Source organism: Calothrix anomala FACHB-343 (assembly GCF_014696435.1).
Taxonomy (GTDB): Bacteria; Cyanobacteriota; Cyanobacteriia; order Cyanobacteriales; family Nostocaceae; genus Aulosira; species Aulosira anomala_A.
The window spans coordinates 1-22,499 of record NZ_JACJQG010000020.1; the positions used below are offsets into that span (position 1 = coordinate 1).

14 protein-coding genes, 3 tRNA genes and 1 pseudogene are annotated in these 22,499 nt (G+C 40.5%); 11 read left to right on the top strand and 7 right to left on the bottom strand.

Going from position 1 to position 22,499, the window contains the following annotated elements; genetic code table 11:
• Window positions 1–105: 105 nt before the first annotated feature.
• Window positions 106–276 (bottom strand): annotated as a pseudogene (locus H6G08_RS13385) (Uma2 family endonuclease); the annotation flags it as partial.
• Window positions 277–442: 166 nt separating this feature from the next.
• Between H6G08_RS13385 and glcD the strand changes: the two are divergent.
• The 5 genes from glcD to H6G08_RS13410 all read left to right on the top strand — a co-directional run bounded on the left by glcD (window position 443) and on the right by H6G08_RS13410 (window position 6,830).
• Window positions 443–1,906 carry a glycolate oxidase subunit GlcD gene (gene glcD / locus H6G08_RS13390; RefSeq protein WP_190543035.1) on the top strand — a complete coding sequence of 488 codons (1,464 nt, stop codon included), beginning with the start codon at window positions 443–445 and terminating at the stop codon, window positions 1,904–1,906.
• A gap of 328 nt (window positions 1,907–2,234) precedes the next feature.
• The gene (locus H6G08_RS13395; protein WP_190543038.1) at window positions 2,235–3,479 is read left to right on the top strand and encodes a glycoside hydrolase family 10-like protein; all 1,245 of its coding nucleotides are present in this window, start codon (window positions 2,235–2,237) and stop codon (window positions 3,477–3,479) included.
• On the top strand, window positions 3,479–4,054 hold the full coding sequence (locus H6G08_RS13400) for a hypothetical protein (protein ID WP_190543042.1): 576 nt from the start codon (window positions 3,479–3,481) through the stop codon (window positions 4,052–4,054). The genes H6G08_RS13395 and H6G08_RS13400 overlap by 1 nt, the downstream gene beginning before the upstream one ends.
• Window positions 4,055–4,447: 393 nt before the next feature.
• Entirely contained in the window at window positions 4,448–6,697 is a 2,250-nt protein-coding gene (locus tag H6G08_RS13405) for a sensor histidine kinase (RefSeq protein WP_190543045.1), read from the top strand.
• Between the two features lie 61 nt (window positions 6,698–6,758).
• Window positions 6,759–6,830 (top strand) — tRNA-Lys (locus H6G08_RS13410).
• A 741-nt stretch (window positions 6,831–7,571) separates the two neighbouring features.
• On the opposite strand, the gene H6G08_RS13415 is transcribed toward H6G08_RS13410, so the two are convergent.
• From H6G08_RS13415 to H6G08_RS13425, 3 genes are all read right to left on the bottom strand, one after another.
• Window positions 7,572–8,537: an isoaspartyl peptidase/L-asparaginase gene (locus H6G08_RS13415; protein WP_190543048.1), complete on the bottom strand. Its 966-nt coding sequence runs from the start codon at window positions 8,535–8,537 to the stop codon at window positions 7,572–7,574.
• Between the two features lie 32 nt (window positions 8,538–8,569).
• Window positions 8,570–8,740, bottom strand: a complete 171-nt coding sequence (locus tag H6G08_RS13420; RefSeq protein ID WP_096645391.1) for a DUF2256 domain-containing protein — start codon at window positions 8,738–8,740, stop codon at window positions 8,570–8,572.
• 412 nt (window positions 8,741–9,152) lie between these two features.
• The gene (locus H6G08_RS13425; protein WP_190543224.1) at window positions 9,153–12,023 is read right to left on the bottom strand and encodes a sensor histidine kinase; all 2,871 of its coding nucleotides are present in this window, start codon (window positions 12,021–12,023) and stop codon (window positions 9,153–9,155) included.
• 206 nt (window positions 12,024–12,229) lie between these two features.
• Here H6G08_RS13425 and H6G08_RS13430 point away from each other — a divergent pair, with 206 nt between their 5' ends.
• Window positions 12,230–13,372, top strand: a complete 1,143-nt coding sequence (locus H6G08_RS13430; protein WP_190543227.1) for a quinone-dependent dihydroorotate dehydrogenase — start codon at window positions 12,230–12,232, stop codon at window positions 13,370–13,372.
• A 327-nt stretch (window positions 13,373–13,699) separates the two neighbouring features.
• On the opposite strand, the gene H6G08_RS13435 is transcribed toward H6G08_RS13430, so the two are convergent.
• Window positions 13,700–14,473, bottom strand: a complete 774-nt coding sequence (locus H6G08_RS13435) for a hypothetical protein (RefSeq protein ID WP_190543051.1) — start codon at window positions 14,471–14,473, stop codon at window positions 13,700–13,702.
• A gap of 649 nt (window positions 14,474–15,122) precedes the next feature.
• Between H6G08_RS13435 and H6G08_RS13440 the strand changes: the two genes are divergently transcribed.
• The 3 genes from H6G08_RS13440 to H6G08_RS13450 all read left to right on the top strand — a co-directional run bounded on the left by H6G08_RS13440 (window position 15,123) and on the right by H6G08_RS13450 (window position 17,326).
• A tRNA-OTHER gene (locus H6G08_RS13440) sits at window positions 15,123–15,242 on the top strand.
• Between the two features lie 33 nt (window positions 15,243–15,275).
• A tRNA-OTHER gene (locus H6G08_RS13445) sits at window positions 15,276–15,416 on the top strand.
• A 305-nt stretch (window positions 15,417–15,721) separates the two neighbouring features.
• Window positions 15,722–17,326: a TROVE domain-containing protein gene (locus tag H6G08_RS13450; RefSeq protein WP_190543053.1), complete on the top strand. Its 1,605-nt coding sequence runs from the start codon at window positions 15,722–15,724 to the stop codon at window positions 17,324–17,326.
• A gap of 193 nt (window positions 17,327–17,519) precedes the next feature.
• Here the strand turns inward: H6G08_RS13450 and H6G08_RS13455 are convergent, their stop codons facing one another.
• Entirely contained in the window at window positions 17,520–17,702 is a 183-nt protein-coding gene (locus H6G08_RS13455) for a hypothetical protein (protein WP_190543055.1), read from the bottom strand.
• A gap of 61 nt (window positions 17,703–17,763) precedes the next feature.
• Between H6G08_RS13455 and H6G08_RS13460 the strand changes: the two genes are divergently transcribed.
• Together H6G08_RS13460 and H6G08_RS13465 are read left to right on the top strand one after the other, a co-directional pair.
• Window positions 17,764–18,987, top strand: coding sequence for an RNA-guided endonuclease InsQ/TnpB family protein (locus tag H6G08_RS13460; RefSeq protein ID WP_190543057.1), 1,224 nt, complete (start codon window positions 17,764–17,766; stop codon window positions 18,985–18,987).
• Between the two features lie 320 nt (window positions 18,988–19,307).
• A complete protein-coding gene (locus H6G08_RS13465; RefSeq protein WP_190543059.1) occupies window positions 19,308–19,769 on the top strand; it encodes a response regulator in 462 nt (153 codons plus the stop codon).
• Between the two features lie 79 nt (window positions 19,770–19,848).
• Here H6G08_RS13465 and H6G08_RS13470 read toward each other — a convergent pair whose 3' ends face one another.
• Window positions 19,849–21,969, bottom strand: a complete 2,121-nt coding sequence (locus H6G08_RS13470; protein WP_190543061.1) for a hybrid sensor histidine kinase/response regulator — start codon at window positions 21,967–21,969, stop codon at window positions 19,849–19,851.
• Window positions 21,970–22,499: the final 530 nt, after the last annotated feature.

Sequence of the window (22,499 nt, forward strand, 5' to 3'; positions counted from 1 at the left end):
ATTACCCGAAACTTCAGAAACCTTTATCTACCTTGCTATGATCCGTATTATGGTGAGGCGGCTAGCATAAAATTTGACCCCTAAAAACTTTTCAAACACCCTCTTAGCCTCAGCTAAAAAAGTTTGTTGCTGTAGGGAAGTGTAAATAGAGGTAACTAAAAGGCGTTGTTGTTGGGCAGATGCGAAATTGTCCGCAGGTGTATCATCTTCAGTAACTAACTGGTTGGCATCTGGCACATAGTAATCATCATTATTGATTAGAAGTTGCTCAACCATGACTTTATCCACTATTTGAGGGCATTATTCATAGTTTAGTTGATGAGATAGATGGGAAGAAGACGATCGCACTCAGGAAAACAATGCTAAAAATGCGATCGCTTCCTTGTAACTCCTGTCACAATATTATTTAGCATTACCAGTGCATCCCCATTACACAACACTTATGCTTACCCAACAACGTAACTGGAAACCAATCGTTAACGCTTTTGAGGCTGTTCTTGGTAAAAATGGCGTGGTACAACGGCGCGAAGAACTCATCACTTATGAGTGTGATGGTTTAACAGGCTATCGTCAACGTCCGGCTATTGTTGTACTACCCAGAACTACAGAACAAGTTGCAGCAGCTGTAAAGATATGTAACCAATTCTCTCTTCCCTTTATTGCGCGGGGTTCGGGAACTGGTTTATCTGGTGGTGCGTTACCGCTAGAAGATTCAGTTTTAATTGTTACTTCTTTAATGCGGCAAATACTCAGCATTGATTTAGATAATCAACGTGCTGTAGTGCAACCAGGAGTGATTAATAGTTGGGTAACACAAGCTGTTAGTGGTGCTGGTTTTTACTATGCTCCAGATCCTTCCAGCCAAATTATCTGCTCAATTGGCGGTAACATTGCTGAAAATTCTGGTGGAGTACATTGTCTCAAATATGGTGTGACGACTAACCATGTTTTAGGTTTAAAACTCGTGCTTCCCGATGGGGAAATTGTCGATGTCGGCGGACAAATTCCGGAAATGCCTGGTTATGATTTAACAGGTATATTTGTGGGTTCCGAAGGTACTTTGGGAATTGCTACAGAAATTACCTTAAAAATTCTCAAAACTGCTGAATCAATTTGTGTATTGTTAGCAGATTTTACAAGTGTAGAAGCAGCTGGGGCTACGGTTTCCGATATCATCAGTGCGGGGATTATTCCTGGTGGTATGGAAATGATGGATAACTTTAGTATTAATGCTGTGGAAGATGTTGTAGCTACAAATTGTTATCCCCGTGATGCAACAGCAATTTTACTCATAGAAATTGACGGTTTGGAAGTAGAAGTTGCAGGAAATAAACAACGAGTCATTGATATTTGTAAACGAAATGGTGCGAGAAATGTAACTTCTGCTAGCGATCCAGAAACGCGCTTAAAACTTTGGAAAGGGCGCAAAGCTGCGTTTGCGGCTGCGGGACATTTAAGCCCTGATTATTATGTGCAAGATGGGGTTATTCCTCGGACACAATTACCTTATGTGTTACAAGAAATTGAGGCATTAAGTCAGAAATTTGGTTACCGTGTCGCCAATGTTTTTCATGCAGGTGATGGTAACTTGCATCCACTAATTCTTTATGATAATGCTATCTCTGGAGCTTTAGAAAAAGTTGAAGAATTAGGTGGGGAAATTCTTAAACTTTGTGTGAGAGTTGGCGGTAGCATTTCTGGCGAACATGGGATTGGTGCAGATAAAAAATGTTATATGCCTGATATGTTTAGTCAAGCTGATTTAGAAACTATGCAATGGGTGAGACAAGTATTTAATCCGCGAGGTTTAGCTAATCCAGAAAAAATATTTCCGACTCCTCGCACTTGCGGTGAAGCTGCAAATATAGCAAATATCAAGCAATTTGATGGTGTGGAACGTTTTTAAGAAATCATTTGTCATTTGTCATTTGTCATTTGTCATTTGTGTTTACTCATAGCCATAACTGTATGGTGGGTATTACCCACCATATTTAAATTTGGTAATTTCTAATTCAATACGGTTCAGTTAAGGATAATTGTAGCGAAACCCAACAAAGCTGCCTTGGTGTTGGGTTTCGTTCCTCAACCCAACCTACACAGCTGTATTGATTTATAATTCTATTGATTTTGTGTAATTACAAATTATTTTTGATATAAATAATCCGGATTATTTCATTTTATTTAGTAAATATATATATTCCTGATATCTTTTGAAAAGTAAGTCAAACCTACAAATGAATCGGTTTGCCCGCCGTTATTTTTGTTACTGGCTGTGTTTGGGATTACTATTATTTATAGTAATATTTTCGCTTCCTTCTCAATCAGCTAATGAACCAAAAATTAGTCGTCCAACTACAACAGAAATTCGTGGGGTTTGGCTAACTAATGTTGCTAGTGGGGTGTTATTTATACCTTGGGGGATTAATCGTGCTATTAATCAACTTACAGCACTTAACTTTAATACGATTTATCCTGTAGTCTGGAATCGAGGACATACTTTTTATGATAGTGCAGTAGCTCAGAAATTTATAGGAGTAAATACTCAACCTTTCCTGAAATTCATGCATGGGGGAGATGATGTTTTAGCTAAGTTTATTAAACTGGCTAAACCTAAAGGTTTAAGTATTATTCCTTGGTTTGAATATGGGTTGATGACGCCATCTAATTCGGAATTGGCGAGAAGATATACAGATTGGTTAACAATTGGGCAAGCAGGAATTAAATCTGTTAACGAAATTACTCCGGAGGAAATCGAAAATAATCACACTACTAAGCAAGCTTGGCTAAATCCTCTACATCCGCAAGTACAGGAATTTATTCAAGAGTTAATTGTGGAAGTTGTGAGCAATTATGATGTAGATGGAATTCAACTTGACGATCATTTTGGGATGCCTGTACAGTTTGGTTACGATGCTTTTACTGTTGAGCTTTATCAACAAGAACATGATGGTAAAAGTCCACCAAACAATCCTTTTAACCCAGAATGGATGCGTTGGCGAGCCGATAAAATTACTGATTTTATGGCAGCAATTTATCAAGCTGTGAAGGCGATTAAACCATACGCTAAAATTTCTTTATCTCCTAATTCACAAGCTTTCGCTTACAAATATTATTTACAAAATTGGGAAGATTGGATCAAAAAGGGTTTGATTGATGAATTGATTTTGCAAGTTTATCGCGATGATAAAAATAGTTTTATTCGGGAATTAGAACAGCCGGCGCTGGAATTGGCGCGCAGTCAAATTCCGGTAGCAATTGGAATTACGACGGGAACTTTACGAAATTCTGTGGATATCGCGCAAATTAGAGAACAGGTACAAGTAGTACGCGATCGCAAATTTTCCGGTATTTCATTTTTCTACTGGGAAAGTTTATGGGGTTATATCTCCCCAGAAGCGCCACAACATAGGCGCAGAGTATTTCAAGAAATATTTACAGCCAAAGCAACAAGACCAATCCTACTACCAAAGAGAATTTGATGCTATTTGCACCAGCAAAAACTCAATTTAGCTTTACATTACAATGGGCGATCGCTACTTTTAGCGGTTTTGTGCTGAGTTTACTCTTCATTGAAATTGGTGAAAAGCCGGATGTAGGGATTTTACAAGCTTTTATTGGCTCTTTAGCGATCGCCTCAGCGCAAATGCTCATCCTCAAACACACTGGCTTTGCTGTACGCTGGTTATTTTTCACCGTTAGCGCTTGGATTGCGATTCCTTTTATGGGTGTAGGTGTATTAGGTTGGTATGTCCCCACTACAGAATTTTTCCCCTTCAGAATCCTTGATAGTGCATTTTCCGGCACATTAGGCGGTTTAGTTCTAGGTATCGCTCAATGGTTAGCGATTTATCAATATATCCCTCTCGCTTGGCGCTGGATATTTATGAGTGGGGTAAGTTGGGCGATCGCTTTATCTATAGGTTCGGCTATCGGTATGATTTTACACCAAATCAGCGAAATATTTTTAGGCGAAGTCATCGGTTTAGCGATCGCTTGGTTAGCAGTTGCTATCCTCACCGGAATGAATATGTATATATTGATCAATAGTCAGTAGAGACGCGATTAATCGCGTCTGTACAATTGTCAGTTGTAGCCGCAGTCAACAGTCAACAGTCAACAGTCAACCATAAAGAATTATTGCAAATCTTGACGTTCGGGCTTGATTGTACATAAAATATGTGCAAAAATCTTAAGGAATTGTTAACAATCAAAACTCGATTCTCTTTGCACTAACCTGTTCATGCATTTCAGTTTTTCATGAAGAGGAAAATTTTAAGCTTACTTTTATAGGCTTTTCGAGATTTTTGATTGTCAATAGAAAAAGAAACAAAATACCCACAAATAAAGGCTGACAATCCTTTGCTGTAGGCGCTAAGGGGGATTTTTACTATCAGAAAAATTACGAGAGCGCCTAGATGAGTCAGTAACACCATACAGGGACTCTCGCATGAATATTAATCAATCCGAATCTATTGTAGAGATGAAACCACTATCACCGCCTTACTTTCTGTTCGGAACAAATGCGGATCAAAGTAGTAGCGAGCAATTTCTACTGAGCATCTACGATTCTGGGCAAGCATCGATTTTTGTGGTGGATGTTCTCGAAGATGGGGATTTTCGCTATGTGGCGTTAAACCCAACTCACGAACGCTGGATTGGAATTCGCTCGGATGAACTCAAAGGAAAAAAACCGGAGGATATTCTCTCACCAGCAGATGCGGTTAAGGTACGTCAGCATTATAGCGATTGCGTGCGGTTTGGTAAAACTATTTCCTACGAACAATGCTTGCAATTTCAAGGAGTGAAAACTTGGTGGAGTACGACTTTAACGCCCTTGCGAGATGCTAACTCAAGGATTTATCGCTTAATTGGCACTAGCAGTAATATTACACCAAGCAAACCAGTAGAACGCAGCGATCGCTTGCAACAGCAAAGAGCAAAACTAGTAGAAGCGATCGCCCAAAGAATAGGTCAAGCTGAAGATTTAGATACGATTCTCTCACAAATAGTTAAAGAAGCGCGGAATTTATTAGATAGCGATCGCGTTTTAGTTTACCGATTCATAGTTGATGGGGATGATGCGATCGTTGCTGAAGCTACTATAGCTGCTAGCGGCCCCTTATTAAATCAAAATATCACCGATCCTTGCTTTAGTAGTAAAAATCGCGATCGCTATCAACGAGGTGGAATTCAAGTCATTGAAGATATCTACGCAGCTGGGTTACATCCCTGTCAAATTGACTTTCTCGCCTCTTTGCAAGTCAGAGCGAATTTAGTTGTCCCCATTCTCTCCCAGCAGCAATTATGGGGATTATTAATTGCCCAGCATTGCCATCAACCCCATCAATGGCAAGATTCAGAAATAGACTTACTTAAGCATCTCGCCAATCAAATTGGTATTGCCACCCAGCAAATAGAACTTCAGCAGCAAGTACAGCAACTCAAAGCTGAAATCGAGTTACAAAGGCATAACTATACAGCCCAGTTGCAGAGAATCCAAGTATTTCAACAGCTGACGCGATGGATTACAGCACAACTTCGCGACAATGTAGATATTAACCAGATACTAGAAACAGTAGTTGCAGAATTAGCTCAATTATTACAAAGCGATCGCTGTCATCTGGAACTTTACGATAGTAACAGCACCACAGCAACCATCGTCTATGAATATAGCAATAGCCCCCCATTCTGTGCAGGATTAACGAAATCAGTTGCAGACTTCCCCGAAATTTATCAAAAATTATTGCAAAAACAACCTCTGCATTCTGTAGAAATTTTACCGGGATGGCAACCCAAAATCCGGTTAATTACGCAGATAGCTTACCCGATATTTGATGCTCAAGGAACGATTGGTAATCTTTGGGTGATTCGCGCCACACAACAACCATTTGATGAATGGGAACAGGAAATAGTGGCGCAAATCGCCAATGAATGTGCGATCGCTCTACGTCAATCTCGCTTGAATGAAACTATCCAAACCCAGGCGCAAGAATTAAATAAAAGCGATCGCCGCAAAAGCGAATTTCTCCGCACCCTCGCCCAAGAATTGCGTACACCCATCACCAGCATCAGCCTTGCAGCCCAAACCCTAGAAAGTATCCTCACAACCGAGAAATTAGCCGATAAAGATATAGTTTCCCAACTATTGCAGATTCTCCATAGCGAATGTGGCAGAAGTAGCAAATTAATCAAAGACTTACTGACACTCACCCAAACCCAAACCCCACTCGATCGCCATACCCTCATCCCCATCGATTTACAAACCTGGCTGCTACCGATTATCCAATCCTTTCGCGAAGTCACAGCCTGTCAGCGTCAGCATTTAAAACTGGAGATTCAAACAGCACTCCCACCTTTAGAAACAGATATCACCGAATTAGAGCGCATTGTCACCGAAATTTTAAGCCATGTCTGCAAATACACACCAGCAGGCGAGACAATTACCGTATCTGCATACTTGATAGCAGATATGATGCAGATTAGCTTCCACAATTCCGGGTTAGAAATATCCGCCAAACAACAGGCAAAAATTTTCCAGCCGTTTTATCACCTTGCCAAAAACGATCCTTGGAAACATAGCGGAACTGGGCTAGAACTAGCATTAGTCGAAAAAATGGTGAAACATTTAGGCGGTGCAATTCAAGTAGAAACTGTAGCCGGGGGAACCAGCTTTATCGTGAAATTCCCGACAGCCTAAAAATTGCTCAGATTTAGGACTAGCAAAGCCGCCAGCCATTTGCTATAATCACTTTTTATATGGGTGACTAGCTCAACGGTAGAGCATCGGACTCTTAATCCGCTGGTTCTGAGTTCGAATCTCAGGTCACCCATCACCTGTCAGTTTTTTCACGAGTTAAATAGCGATCGCACTTTCTCCTCTAGCTATTCTCATTTCCAGCAATATCTGTAGGGACAAGTCATTCATGATATATCTATTTCAACGCCAGACGTTTAGTACTGTGCCCTGACTGTGTCGATAATCTAATTGGTGCTATTTTTTGTAATTAACCAGTATCAAAGACTCGTTAACCAGCCTCAAAGACTCATTAACCAGTATCAAAGACTCGTTAATCAGCCTCAAAGACTCATTAACCAGTATCAAAGACTCGTTAATCAGCCTCAAAGACTCGTTAATCAGCCTCAAAGACTCCTTAATCAGTATCAAAGACTCATTAATCAGTATCAAAGACTCATTAACCAGTATCAAAGACTCGTTAACCAGCCTCAAAGACTCGTTAATCAGCCTCAAAGACTCATTAACCAGTATCAAAGACTCGTTAACCAGCCTCAAAGTTTGATGAGTTATCAGCAGTCATCTAATTTCAAAAAAGAATGCGACAGATCGTAGGGGCATGGCACTGCCATGCCCTCTAGAATATATTGATGTGCCGCAAAAACTATTTAAATTGGTATCAAATACCCGAATTCTTGAGAAAGTCGGGTATCTTGTAGCACCGCAACTGTTTCGTTAATTCTCTTTCAGATAGTTAACCCTCAAATAGTAAAGAGCCAAGATATTCATGAATCTTGGCTCTTTTAATCTTAGTGATAATTACTGAATTTTAAATACTTCAATCAGGATTAACGATAGAACCAACATTTGTCGCTACTGGTAGTTCTAAGGTATCGCCTAGCTTATAACCGTCATGGTAAGCGGCGAGTAAAACTTGACTGGTTTTACCCCAAGCGATCGCGCCTGTTGCATCCAATGCGATCGCGCCAAAATCCCGTTGATTGTCATCGGCTTCCGCAAATGAGCGTTGCATCGCCTCTTGCAACGACATCCCATCAGTTACACGCACAACTATTTTGGCGGCTAGACATTCATCAATAATATCTTCCCCAATTCCCGTACAGCTTACTGCAGCTTTAGTTGTGGCATAATTACCCGCAGGCATAGCCGAATCGCTCACTCTACCAATCCGCTCAAAGCCTTTACCACCAGTAGAAGTACCAGCAGCTAATCTACCATAAGTATCTAAAGCGACTACCCCGATAGTGCCGCGTCCAGCATTACTGCTTTCCACAAGTTCCGGCTCGGCAACCACTCCAGCCATTGTACTTTTAAAATTATCCTGCCGTTCCTGTATCCATTCTTGCAACCGCAAATCAGTCAAAGCATTATAGCTAGGAATTTGTAACTCTCTTGCCAATTCTGCTGAACCGTAATCTGACAGTACCCTGTCTGGAGATGTTTGTAAAAATTGTGCTAACTGGATCGGATTTTTTACCCGCGAGACATTAATGACACCACTAAAGCGTCGTAATGTTCCATCCATCAGAGATGCACTCATGCGAATTTGTCCGTCAGATTGCAGTACCGAACCAGTACCAGCATTAAAGCGGGGGTTATCTTCCAATAATTGGCAACCTAGCACCACAGCTTCAGAAGCATTTGCTCCCGAAGCTAGCAGAGAATACACTTCCTCTACCACTTGATAAAGCGCTTGGCGCACCGCCTCCACTCCACCTTTACCGTGTAGTGAACTCCCAGCCCCTCCATGAATAATTAATTTTGGCTGCACCTGTAACTTCATATATTGTTTGCGCTATTTGCGTCTGTGTGGTGTTAGTTTGAGTTGGTTTTATTTTTAACTTCAGAACGCCGACGGCGGCAACGTTCTGAGCAGTATTTAACTTCGTCCCAGCAATCTTGCCATTTCTTGCGCCAAGTAAAGGGACGTTCGCATACCGGACAAATTTTGCTAGGCAAGTCAGATTTAGAACTTGTACGCCCCATGTGAATACTATGCAGATAAAAGAAAAAATGCGAGAGCGATGGAACAACATTATAACTAAATTGTTACAAACGGAGGATACTTTTGCCAAATAAATGTGGGGTGACTCCCCCTAGAGGGTGATTTCCCCTCATTCTGCCGAAAGATTGCGGAAGATTTGGGGTATCTGAGACTCTCTATCAATTGTCCAAGCCCTGATTTAAAGAGATTTTAGTGGTATTCCCGCGATTTACATCGAGAAAAATCTCAGTCAGTGTCAGGATTTGCTAGTAGTAAAAAGTCTGCAAATTTGTGGGTTATACCCCTCACAAATCAAGTTTAAATATAATGTTGTTTTAATAACTTATTAATAAAGTGTATATACGTAAATAGATCCCCGACTTCTTCAAGAAGTCGGGGATCTAGGTTTTGAGTTCAAGAATTTGCTAAAGGCAACAATAAACGGCTGACTATGCGACCATCTTCTAATTGATAGAAATTTAATTCGCCTTTCATTTGGCGGCTGAAATTTTTGCAGATGAGTAAGTGCAAACCCGGAGGTTTATCGAGGCTAGATACAGCTAAGACATCTTTAGGTTGAGTTTGATTGAGTTCTGCTAGAATCTGTGGTGCGATTTCGCCGTTGTCGGTAATCGAAATATCTACCATACCTTCTTGTAAACGGCGACACCAAATATCAACTCTACCGCCAGATGGAGAACGGTGACAGGCTGTCAGCAATAATTCATGCAACAGTAGTTCGACTTTTACCATGTCGCCAGCGATCGCCATTGCGGATCGATCGGCTAAGGTTTGAGTATTATGCAAATCTGTAGCAGTTTTGTTCGAGTCTTGATTGGCGTCTGACGATCCTAAACCATGTACGCCAATCCACAGCTTATTTTGTTTGAGTAAATTATCTAATCTAGCGATCGCTCTTTTCAATAAACTGGCTATGGGTACAGTTTCCCATTTTACTTGTAATTCCCATTGCTCATGTTGAAGCAGGTGAGCGATCGCAGCTGTTGTCTGCTCTAATTGTCGCAGTATTGGCTGGGTGCGTTTATCTTTATTTTCTGGCGCATTAATCGCCAAATCGTTGATTTGGGCGATTAATGGTGTTGTTGCTTTGTAAATTTCTTCCAAACTGCGGTGCTTATACCAATTGAGTTGTTGTAAATCCTTGGTTGTCGCCGCTAGAAGTTGCGTAATGTCCTGTTGACGCTGTAACCAAGCCAGTTGAAAAACCAGAGTTTCCGCCGCACTCAGGCTTTGTTCTGACCAATAACGTTGTCGATGATCGGCTAAAATAACTACGCTGGTAGGCTGACTATATGTGTAAGTACGTAACCCTATTAATAAAATTTGACCGATATCATAACCAGACAACCAATTTCTCGTTGGTGGCGGTAAATCATCTATAGTTAGGCTTAAGTAACTTTCTTGGCTGATTGTCCACTGAATTAGCGCTTCAGTGTGGATAGGAATCGATGTATTAACAACCACCTCAAATCCCTCATTGGAGACTAATCCAGGAATGATTGTGGCGCGATCGTCACCAGGCGACCAAGACAGCATAATTGCCAAGGGACAATTGACAACAGCTGCAATTTGTTGCAGTGCAGTGCGCTCTAAAAGATATTCTCCTGTCTGCGTTGTTTGATTCTGATTTTGTCCCAAAATATCCAAGCATTGTTGAAAGCTTTGCAAAATAGTTTTTTGCTGCTCGTTATTGCCTTGTAGCTGCCATTGACGAACAATTACACCAACTTGTTGACTGACAATCCACAGCAGTTCCTTTTCTAAATTCGTCCATGAACGATATCTTTCATGAGCAACGACGACAAGGGCTGTAGGCGAACTACCTTGAGCGCAGTTGCAAATTAACAAGGAATGGACGCCATTTTCGCTGAAAAACGGACGCCAGTTAAAAAATCGTAAATCGTCGTCTAAATTCTCAATTTCGACGGCTTCTGTAGCTCGTTGCAGTAGCTGTCTATCTAAATCTTTGAGTGCATTGAGAGTATATGCCAAAGGTCGGCGATTTGCAAGTTGGCTTTGGTGGAGAATTTGATAATGATTTTGATCGGGATCGTAGCGCAACAATAAAAAGCGGGTACTAGCTAATCGCTCTAAAACTCGCTGGGCACAGATGTGTAGTACTTGTTGTAAGTCATGCTCGCCATAAATAGCTTGAGCTACTTGACTAGTTAACTGAGCATCGGCGCGAATTTGGCTGATGGTAGCTTCCATGTTTTCCGTGGGCGCTGTTAAAGAGATGAATCCCGCAGCACTTTGAATAAAATTCTTGTCTGCATCAGTCCAAATACGCGATTGATAGCCTTCCACTGCTAAAAAACCCAGCAAGTCTTTTTGACAGATGATGGGAGCTGCTAAAAGCGATCGCACTCGCAGCCGTTGTAGTAGTTTACCTGTCACATGAGTGTTGAGAGAACTACGGGATTCACCAATCCAGACAATTTGATTGACCGCTAAAGCATAATAAAATTCCGTCAAATCTTGGGCAGAAATTCCTAATGGTGGTTGACCTGGCGCAGCAGCATTACGACTAGGATTGACCTGCTGATTGCTTGTCCGACACCAAAAGGAGCGTCCTTCGCGTTGAAACCAATAAATATTTGTCCTTGAGGGCGCAACAAATTGATGGGTGGCTTCAACAACTGTTTCTAGTTTTTCCTCAAAGTTAGTTAAAGAGCGTAAACTATCTAGCAATCGCAACAAAGGCTCATCAATGCGCTTGGCTTGCTTTTGTTGTAAATCTATCTCGTATTGATAAAGTACTGCCCCCAATTCAGCTAATACTATCGATAATCTGGCCTTAGCATCTCCACCCAGTAAAAAGCCCCAATTTTGGGAACCGAGTAATACTAAACCCAAACATCGGTCTCGATAGCGAATGGGTAAAATTACCGTACCTTGGATTTTAAATTTTTTTGCGACTTCTTTTAATGTTTCTGCCCGATGTTCAACTCTTAAATCTGCTAATCCCAACGGGCGTTGTTCAATTACGACTTGTTCTAATAAATCGCCAGGACTAAGCACTAGGCGCTGATATAAAAAATTACTTTCTCTTGTCGGCGTAATTCCGCCTTTACCGAATAATGTATGATTCAGGCGATCGTAAAGAGCAATCCAAATTAGCTGGTAATCGAAGTGCTCTCTAATATAAGCAATAGTGGTTTCGATTAAAACTTCAACATTATCTTCTTCCCTGAGTTGTTGAAGGACACGCCCCAAGGAATGTATCTGTTTTTCAGCAGCTATCGATTTTTCTGGCGGCCCCATCTGTTTATTATGCAACATACTTGTAATATATAAGATGCCCAGAAACGCACCATGATACTAACTGGCGTTTAAAAATAGCATTGAAAAATTAGGGGAGATAAAGAATTTTTTTGGAAAATAATGTTAACTGTTGACTGTTGACTGTTGACTGTTGACTGTTGACTGTGGACGAGCAACCAACGCCCCATCCCCCAACCCCAATGGAAATGGATATTTATCAATTAGCAATTAGACCACTTTTGTTTAATCTGCTGAAAACAGATCCAGAGTGGTTACACCACAAAACAATTAACACTCTTAGCTGGCTTTCCCAAACAAGCGATCGCCCCCCTGCTAGCTGGGTGAAACACTTGCTTGAGCAGTCATTATGTGTATATGACCCCCGTTTAGAACAAAATCTCTTTGGGTTAAACTTTCCCAACCCTTTAGGTTTAGCAGCTGGGTTTGACAAGGATGGTCTTGCTAGCCAGCTTTGGTCAAGCTTTGGTTTTGGTTTTACTGAATTAGGAACGGTAACATTTGTTCCCCAACCAGGCAATCCTCGTCCCCGGTTGTTTCGCTTGCCTTTAGACCAAGCTGTCCTCAATCGCATGGGCTTTAATAATAGCGGTGCGGCAGCAATGGCGGCAAGATTGGCATCAGGGAAACAAGAATTAAACCAGCGCATACCTATAGGTATCAATTTAGGTAAATCTAAGGTCACCCCCCTGGAAGATGCTGCAAACGATTACCTGAATAGTTTTCGGTTACTACAGAATTTGGGAGACTATTTTGTTGTTAATGTTTCTTCTCCGAATACGCCAGGGTTGCGATCGCTCCAAGATGCAGCCATGCTCGGCTCTATCTTAGATTTATTGCAACAAGACAATAACACACAAAAGCCGATTTTTGTCAAGATAGCACCCGATTTAGAATGGGAAGCGATCGCGGATATTATTACTCTGGCTCATACATATCAAATTGCGGGGTTAATTGCCACTAACACCACTATTCGCCGAGATTTGCTGAAAACGCAAATTATTGCTAAAACTGGCAAGCCTGTAGAAGAAGAAGCTGGTGGAATTAGCGGCGCACCATTACGCGATCGTTCAACCGAAGTAATTCGTTTTATTTGGCAGCAAACCCAAGGGCAATTGCCCATTATTGGCGTAGGTGGTATCTTTTCCGCAGCCGATGCTTGGGAAAAAATTACTGCTGGTGCAAGCCTAATTCAAGTTTACACAGGCTGGATTTACGAAGGCCCGATGATGGTACGCCGCATTCTCACAGGTTTACTTTCTAAATTAGAAGAAAGCGGATTAACTTCTATTAATGCTGCTGTTGGTATAGCAGCAAAAGCTAAAAATTGACAAGATTTAGCAGTGATGATTGTTGTAAGTTTGAGTTGTGATTTATATTCCAACTCAAACTTACGCATTCCAGAAATGGGCTAATATATCCCATCTGAAAAGTTCCTCACTGTTAACTGTTGACTGATTGTTGACTGGTTGTTGACTGATGGATGATATTTTTCCTTGGCAAAAGCAAGACAAAATTAAGTAGCTAAATAAGTAGGCGGGAATGAACCAAACTATGTACTTTACGTAAACATATTTGAAACCCTGACTAATGACTAATGACTAATGACTAATGACAGTCCTAGCCAGTGGTCTTCAATTGCGCCAACTTACTTAAGTTTAACTTTTATCTTCTTCGTCCAAAGGGAAAAATTCTTTATTTCTCCGGGAAAATGACCAAGCAATACCATCAGGATCGCGGCTGCGACTCCATTCAGGAAAATCAGGATCGTTGCGCCGTTTATATACCGTACTGGAATAAACATTTAATCTCTTAGCCAGTTCTGATTGAATCAGAGAGCCAAAAACTAACTGTTTTTCCAAAGGAACTGTAACCGCTGCATGAGTTACCGGGGGTAACAATTCAGCTTCAGTTTCTACTGCTAGTTCTTCTACTTCTACTTCCGCTGCTTCGGCTTCAGGCTGCGTCTGTGGTAGCGTGGGTGCTAATAATACAGGCTCAGTCGGGACAAATGATTTAGCCGGAAGTTCTTTAACTGGTTCGCTACTTTCGAGTATGCTTCCCAAAATGGTGGCATTGATAAAGTAATAAACCAGATTGCCATCTTCCAAATTCTGAATACTCGCACCAAATTCGCTGGCTTTTGTATCTAGGTAACGTTTGGCGACTGTTCCCGAAAAATTACCCTTAATTGCCAAGTCCATTGGCGTGACTTTACCTTGATTGTCCAGAACTAGACGATTGAAAATTGGATTAACTTGCCCACACCAGTTTTGCCATTGACGCCATTGCCAAAGATTAAAGCCGGTTAGCAAGAAAATCAAAGCTAGCAAAAATTTCCAAGTAGTTACCAGGAAAATAATCAAAAACGAGATGGGCAAAAGCAGAACGAGAAAAGCCTTCCCGCCGCCTTCTAATGTCTTTTCACTCATGCTCATTGCTGCCAAGTGAATTGTAAAAAAAGAAATAACTATTATCTTGGCAAAAATTGTGACATTTTTTTGTATATTTTGGCAAAGTCACGGCAAATTTGTTGGAAAAATATAACATCAATATTTTTGATACACTGTAACCAGCCTGAATAATTGACAAAATATCTAGGCTATAGTGACGTTAAATCAGGCTTTTTGCCGAAAAAAGCATTTTTTGCCGTTAGCAATTATTGGCAAAAATAGATACGACAGTGTTTATCTATACTTCGCCGGATAAAAGCAGTCCTAGAGAGAAAATTATCATTAGCTGGCATTTCTAGAAATGGGATGAAAACGGCTGTAGTTGTAACTTGCTTATTTGTTTAGGCAATCAATTACAAAATTAGTGTCGGAGATACTTGACAGCGCATACTACATAAATTACATTAATAATACAAGGCGATGTTCCCAAAGGAGTAAGCTTTTAACTTTTAACCGTAGCGGATAGCTCAAATACCAGAGCGCCCACCTTGCCCGTCATGGCCGACATATCGAGGGTTATCGCAAATTACTTAACAACAAAAATCCTTGATTATAAGTTCTGGAGGTGTAGGTGAAAATCCTGCTCCGCTACAATCAAACCTAATTTTTTTAATTTTGAATTTTTATGTGGTGGGTAGCCAAGTGGTAAGGCGCTTATCCTTATTCACCTTTTGCCTGCAAAGGCCGACGAATTGAGGGTTATCGATTTAGGTTCGAGCGATCGCAGGTTCGACTCCTGCCCCACCACCAACAATCTAAATCTAATTTTGAATTTTTACATGGATGGGTAGCTCAATTTGGTAGAGCGTTGAATGGGTTAACACCCATAGTCCTTGGTTCACAACCTTGCCTGAAAAGGCCGACGAGTTGAGGGTTATCGTCAATTCAAAAGTTGCAGGTTCAATTCCTGCCCCATCCGCCAAAATTTAATTTTGAATCATCCGAAAAACTTATACCAATTTAAAAAAAGAATGCGACAGATGCGTAGGTTGGGCTTACCGTGTGTAAACCCAACATATACAAGGCTTTGGGATGTTGGGTTTCGTTCCTCAACCCAACCTACATTTGTAGCGATCATTCTTCAAATTGGTATTAGTACAAGTTCTGAGTTTGTACGTGGATAGGTAGCTCAATTGGGTAGAGCATTGAACGGGTTAATTACCCGTAGTCCTTGGTTCATGCCCTGCCACCTTTCATTTTTGCCCGCAAGGGCCGGGAGATGAAGTCATGAATTATAATTTTTTTACTAAAAAGAAAACTAATACACCGCAAACTCAGCCTATCCCCGGACGGGAAGCAGAGATGATTCAAGGACGTTCCGGCGGCTATATGTTTGATGCTGGTATTTGGAAAATGCTGCGCCGTTGTCTGTTGATTGGTACAGCTAAAAGCACTTACTACGCCGGAAAGCAGGAATTAACAGAAGATTTTGTTACAGTTATCAAACAAGCTGTGGCGGAAAATCCAGGGCGAGTTGCTGAGGAAATTCTCTATGCTAGCGATGGACGTGCCATCAACAACAGTGCGCCGATATTGGCATTAGTGCTGCTATCAATGGGTGAAACACCAGAAGCTAAAAAGGCGTTTGGTGAGATATTTGGGCAAGTTGTACGTACAGGTAGCCATTTTTACGAATGGCTGAACTACACTAAATCTCTGCGTGGATTTGGTAAGGTGGTGCGCGAAGCTGGGAAAACTTGGCTATCGCGGGAAGATGTTAAAGGTTTGGCTTATCAATTGTTGAAATATCAACAGCGTCAAGGCTTTTCTCATCGAGATGCATTGCGGTTATTCCATGTCAAACCACCTACAGAAAATCACCGTCAATTATATGAGTGGGTTGTCAAAGGTTGGGAAGATTTGCCAGCCGATATCCCTTCAGAAGCGTTGGCGCAGATTTGGTGGTATGAGTGGCTCAAGCGCAATCCTAGCGAAACTCATACAGCGATCGCACAAGGACGGCTAACTCACGAAATGGCTGCGCCTGTAGGTAAAATGGATCGGCAAGCTTGGCAGTTACTCTTCCAAGAAATGCCCATTGGCGCAATGCTGCGTAACCTTGGTTCTTTGACAGAATTAGGTGTATTACGCGCTGATGAAAGTGCTAATATTTTGCGAGTAGAAAGCGTTCTCAACAAGCAAGAACATCTGCGTAAAGGTCGAATACATCCGATTGATGTTTTAAAAGCTTTGAAAACTTATCAATCTGGTGGGAAATTAGGACGCAGCCAGAAAACATGGGAACCAGTACCTCGGATTGTAGACATTTTAGAAAAGGCGCTAGAACTATCTTTTGATGTTGTACAACCCACGGGTAAAGTTTTTATGCACGCTGTGGATGTATCTGGCTCTATGTGTTGGGGTGTGGTTGATTCAGTTGGCTTAACCTGCTGTGAAATTGCCACGACAATGGCGCTAGTCACAGCCAAAGCTGAAAAAAACTACATGATTCGCGGCTTTGCAACGGAATTTAGAGAATTAGGTATCACCGCTAAAGATACTTTTAGTTCTGCACTTAGCAAAGCTAGCAATCAAAACTTTGGTGGTACAGATGCTTCTGTCGCTTACGACTGGATGATTCAAAATAAGTTCAAAGCCGATGTCATTTGCTTTTGGACAGATAACGAGTCATGGGCTGGTTACAAGCATCCTAGTCAAGCCTTGGCGCAGTACCGCGAGAAGGTGAATCCCAATGCTAAGGCAGTGTATATCACTCTGGCACCTTACAACATTACCTTAGTAGATCCAAAAGATCCCCTATCTTGGGATTTAGCAGGGTTCGATCCAGGAACGCCTCGCATCATCCAGATGCTAGCTACTGGTGAACTTTAAAATGGGGCATGGGGCATGGGGCATTGATTAAATATCTCTTTTGCTTCCTCTGCTTCCTCTGCTCCTGTGTCCCCCTGAATATTTGAGAATTTATACTATATGGCGGGTTATCCTGGTTCGCAACTTGCCTTTGAGGACGAAGAACTTAGGGTTTGAAACTGTAAGTTGAAATCTGGACAAAGCTATCCAAAGCTTACTGATTGTCCATATCTTCAAGCAATTTATCAACGTATTCTCTCAGCCGTTCTTGCCAGTCTGGAACGGCTTTAAGTTTTTCTTTTTGTCCCAGTCTTCCTTTAAAGCATATTGGTAGTTGGTCTAATTCTTGCTGAATAATTTTTTTAGCACCAATTTTGTTATTTTTCTGAAATGGCATTTACTTTAGGATTATCTGTTGGTATACTGACTATGCTATAACATTTGAGAGGTCGAGTCAAATGCAATTAGTAGAAAAACACATTATCAATCGACAGCATAAATTCTGGAAGGAATGCGATTATCTGGCATTACAATCCAAGCATCTTTACAATGCTGCTAACTATGTACAGCGTCAATACTTCTTTGAAACCAGTAAATATTACAACTCTATTGATATTTACCACCAAACCAAGAATTTAGAAGCTTATCGATATCTGCCTACGAAGGTTAGTAAGCAAATTGTTCGGAGATTGTCTGAAGCTTGGAAAGGTTGGTTAGCTGCATTAAAAGATTGGTCAAAGCATCCCGAAAAGTATTTAGGTAAGCCAAAAATGCCTGGATACAAACATAAAAAGCGTGGGAGAAATATTGTCATTTATCCAATAGATGCAATATCAAAACCTGCTCTAACTAAAAGAATCATTAAGTTATCTCAAACTCATATTGAGTTCCCAACTCAAGCTAAAAATGTAGACCAAGTCAGGATTGTTCCTAAGATTGACCACTATGTTATTGAAGTTATTTACACCGTTGCAGATGCCATGAAATCAAGTGGTAAATACTCTGCTGGTATAGACCTTGGTTTAAACAATTTAATGGCTGTAACTTCCAATCATCCCGCTATTAGATCGCTTTTGATTAACGGTAGACCATTGAAAAGTATTAACCAGTTCTTCAATAAACGAGTAGCCAAAGCACAATCAATCGCGGCAACAAGACAGGTAAAAAAGCTCAACAGCAAGCGTGATAGACGGATTGATAATTATCTCCATACTGTCAGTCGTAGAATAATTGATTGGTGTCAGTTAAATGCTATTGGTCAATTAATCATCGGCAACAATCTCCGATGGAAACAAGATATCAATATCGGGAAAAAGAATAATCAGGATTTTACTAAGATTCCTCACGCTAAATTAATTAGTTTGTTGACCTATAAAGCACAGTTAGCAGGTATTGAAGTTGTACTAACTGAAGAAAGCTATACCTCAAAAGCTAGTGCTTTAGATGGTGATGAGTTGCCAGTATATCACAGCAAAACCAATCATCAACCTGTGTTTAGTGGTCAGCGTATTCAACGCGGTTTATATAAAACTCACACTGGTAAATTCATCAATGCTGATACCAATGGCAGTCTCAACATAGCTCGTAAAGTAATCCCAAACTTTATGGATGGGATAGAGGGATTGCCGTTTATCCCTGTAGTTTTAGGACTTTGGACTAAGATTACAAACATAGTTGTCTAGATTTGCCTATCATTGGGTAGCTTTGTCTAGATTTCTATGAGCGGTTATCGGTTGTATCTCCACCATTGTGGGGATAGCGGGTACCCTACGGGAAGCCGCTTCGCGTCTACAATCCCCGCACCCGCCTTTAAAAGATTCATAACTTGCTAATAAAAGCTTATATAGGTTGAACATTGCATTGAGCAAAAAAATATTTCACCGGATAGATGTCTAATGTTGTGGTAGCTTGTTGTTAGATTCCCAAGAGGCAGTTAGATATAGCTGTCTCTTGGGAGTTCCTCCGTAATTGATGCAGGCAACTAAGGAGGCACATGTTAAAAATGACAAGTAACACTGGCAACTCGCATCTCCAAGAAGATACAAAAGACTTTCCATCTCTTGATGGCTTGCGAGTTTTATTAGTAGATGATAATGAAGATAGTTTAATTTTAACTACGTTTATCTTAGAAAACAATGGCTTGGAAGTACAAACAGCAATGTCGGTATTTCAAGCTTTGGAAACAATTAAGCAATTAAAATTTGATATTTTAATTTCTGATATTGCAATGCCAGAAGTGGATGGTTATTCTTTAATTCGTCAAATTAGAGAAGGCAGTATTTGTGACCAAAAGGCGATACCAGCTATTGCTTTAACTGCTCTTAGCTCTGATGAAAGTCGCAGCATAGCCTTAGCTTCTGGTTTTCAAAGTTATGTCAATAAGCCTGTAGAACCGACAGTTTTATTAGCAGAAATTAAACGATTAATTACTACAAATAAAATTGTTCCGCAATCACCTCAATAAAAAATATTCAGAGCGATCGCCTACATTAAACTACTTATACTTAAATCAATAAAAATTGCAATTCTCAAATTAGCATTCATTAGCTAACGAGTTTCACAATAGCCGCCACTAATTCTTCAGGGTTTACAGGTTTAGGTAAATGAACCTGAAAGCCAGCTTGCATTGCTTGTTGGCGATCGTATTGTCGCGCAAAAGCAGTCAGCGCGATCGCGGGAATTTGTCCCCCTTGTTCTGAACTCCAAGTTCTCAGTTGACGCAATAAGGTATAGCCATCCATATCAGGCATACTAATATCGGTGACTAATATATCCGGCTTTTCCTGTTCTATGGCTTGTAATGCTGCTAATGCAGAAGATGCTGTTCTCACCTGTGCGCCATCTTCTTCTAAGACAAACGCCACAAAATCTAGGGAATCTGCATCATCATCAACAAGTAAAATTTGCACCCCAGCTAGAGACAAAAACTTAGATTTTAAGTCTGAGGAAGAATCTTGTGCTGCGATTAAATCTTGATTTTCGGTTTTCGCTAGCGGTAAATTTACAGTAAAAGTTGCACCTTGATTTTCGCCTTGACTCAGCGCTGTCACTGTACCGCCATGCATTTCCACTATATTCCGAACAATTGCTAAACCTAAACCTAAGCCGCCAAATCTTCTCGTAGAACTGCTATCTGCTTGACGGAAGTAATCGAATGCATAAGGTAAAAATTCAGGGCTAATTCCTTTACCTGTATCGCTGACGATAATTTGAGCATAGCTATCAGCCTTGCTCAAGCGTACTTCTATCCTACCGCCGTTGGGAGTAAACTTAACGGCGTTAGAAAGTAAATTCCAAACTACTTGTTGCAAGCGAGTTGCATCACCTAATACTGGCCCTACATTGGCTGCAAATACTGTACTTACCTGAATTGACTTGGTTTGTGCAGCTACAGACATTGTTTCTAGTGCAGCCCAGATGATAGATTCTAAGTAAATAGTGGTAACATTTAGTGTTAATTTACCTTGTAAAATTCTGGAGATATCTAATAAGTCCTCAATGAGTTGCATCTGTAATTTCGCATTACGTTCTATAGTTGCTAGAGCTTGCAATGTTTTTTCTGGTTCTAAATTGCTAGTTTGTAACAACTTTGACCAGCCTAAGATTGCATTCATTGGGGTGCGTAGTTCGTGAGAAAGTACTGCGAGAAATTCATCTTTAATTCGATTCGCTGTTTCTGCTTTAGCTCTGGCGGCTTGTTCTAATTCTAGTAATTCAGCGCGCTCTTGTTGGATCTCTTTTTGTTCATGAATATCTGTAGAAGTGCCAAACCACTTAACTACATAACCTTGGTTATCTTTTAAGGGTAAACCTCGTGCTAATTGCCAACGATAGGTATTATCAAATGCCCGTTTAAAGCGGTATTCTGTTTCATATAAACTGCTATTGCTGATAGCATTTAACCAAGTTTCATAAGTAATTTGTACGTCATCGGGATGTAATGCAGCTACCCAACCAGAACCTAAAGATTGTTCTATTGTTAACCCAGTATAATTACACCAATTTTCATTGAAAAAATCACATTCACCGTTAGCATCAGCTGTCCATACAAGTTGAGGAATAGCCTCAGCTAAATAACGATAGCGTTCTTCGCTTTGACGCAAAGCTTCTAAAATGCGTTGACGTTCTGTGACTTCTTGCTGAAGTTTTTGGTTAGTTTGAACAATCTCGTTAGTACGAATATTGACTAACTCTTCTAAATGATTTTGGTATTTTCTCAGTTCGGCTTCGATTTTTAAGCGCTCAGTTATTTGTGTTTGCAGTTGTTGGTTAGCTTGTTCTAATTGAGCAGGGCTAGGAAGTGCTAAAGCTTGGGGAACTAAAGGAACAAGTTGTAAGGCTGTAAATAAAGATATAGTTGCAGTTAAGGCTTTAATTAATCCTGATAGCCAATAAGTTGGATGCCAAAGCGTCCAAATTTCCATGAGATGAGTAGTGCCACAAGCTACAATAAATCCGCTAAAAAGTAGAAATACCCAATGGAAGGGAAGATCTTGACGCTTGTTAACGAAGTAAAAAAGTGTCGCGGGAATAGAATAATATGCGATCGCAATAACTGCATCAGATAGGATGTGTAGCCAAACTAAATCCGTTTTCCACAGATAGCAGTGCCCATGCGGGATAAAAGTTTCGGAACTAAACAAGATATTCCATAATTCTGACATACAAGCGTGGACTCCCTTACCCTTGAAAGCTCTGTCATCGCTGAATTCTCACAGCTAGCACTGATATTATTGTCATCTATTCCCGTAAGAACTATCAAAAATATCTTAAGGTTTAAATGCTGCTATGGAAAAAGCAGCTAACTGCTACATCATATCTAGATAACATTTCAATGGAGCATGAAAGCGCATACACACTATCTGCTAAGAAACGTTGTGGTGATTATTGTATATTGCTTGAGATTGACTAGAAGGAATTTATTTTCATTTACAATAAAGGCAGAGGGCAGAGGGCAGAGGGCAGAAGGAAAAAAGTATTAATAAAAACTTTAGTTCTAGATTTAGAGCAACAGTCAAAAAAAGATGTTTTTCGAGACGCAAAGCGCGATAAAAACATAACAATAGGATATTTTTAATTAAGAATTGTCTGAACTCGATAAAAACTTAGCCATAAAAATTAACAAATAACCCTCTGAAAACTACCTAGCATATCAGGCAAAAATTCAGAGGGTTGAGGATTACTGAGATACCGT

Coding starts and splice junctions, on each gene's coding strand:
- glcD (WP_190543035.1), top strand. CDS start 443: ATGCTTACCCAACAACGTAACTGGAAACCAATCGTTAACGCTTTTGAG.
- H6G08_RS13395 (WP_190543038.1), top strand. CDS start 2,235: ATGAATCGGTTTGCCCGCCGTTATTTTTGTTACTGGCTGTGTTTGGGA.
- H6G08_RS13400 (WP_190543042.1), top strand. CDS start 3,479: ATGCTATTTGCACCAGCAAAAACTCAATTTAGCTTTACATTACAATGG.
- H6G08_RS13405 (WP_190543045.1), top strand. CDS start 4,448: ATGAATATTAATCAATCCGAATCTATTGTAGAGATGAAACCACTATCA.
- H6G08_RS13415 (WP_190543048.1), bottom strand. CDS start 8,537: ATGAAGTTACAGGTGCAGCCAAAATTAATTATTCATGGAGGGGCTGGG.
- H6G08_RS13420 (WP_096645391.1), bottom strand. CDS start 8,740: ATGGGGCGTACAAGTTCTAAATCTGACTTGCCTAGCAAAATTTGTCCG.
- H6G08_RS13425 (WP_190543224.1), bottom strand. CDS start 12,023: ATGGGGCCGCCAGAAAAATCGATAGCTGCTGAAAAACAGATACATTCC.
- H6G08_RS13430 (WP_190543227.1), top strand. CDS start 12,230: ATGGATATTTATCAATTAGCAATTAGACCACTTTTGTTTAATCTGCTG.
- H6G08_RS13435 (WP_190543051.1), bottom strand. CDS start 14,473: ATGAGTGAAAAGACATTAGAAGGCGGCGGGAAGGCTTTTCTCGTTCTG.
- H6G08_RS13450 (WP_190543053.1), top strand. CDS start 15,722: ATGAATTATAATTTTTTTACTAAAAAGAAAACTAATACACCGCAAACT.
- H6G08_RS13455 (WP_190543055.1), bottom strand. CDS start 17,702: ATGCCATTTCAGAAAAATAACAAAATTGGTGCTAAAAAAATTATTCAG.
- H6G08_RS13460 (WP_190543057.1), top strand. CDS start 17,764: ATGCAATTAGTAGAAAAACACATTATCAATCGACAGCATAAATTCTGG.
- H6G08_RS13465 (WP_190543059.1), top strand. CDS start 19,308: ATGACAAGTAACACTGGCAACTCGCATCTCCAAGAAGATACAAAAGAC.
- H6G08_RS13470 (WP_190543061.1), bottom strand. CDS start 21,969: ATGTCAGAATTATGGAATATCTTGTTTAGTTCCGAAACTTTTATCCCG.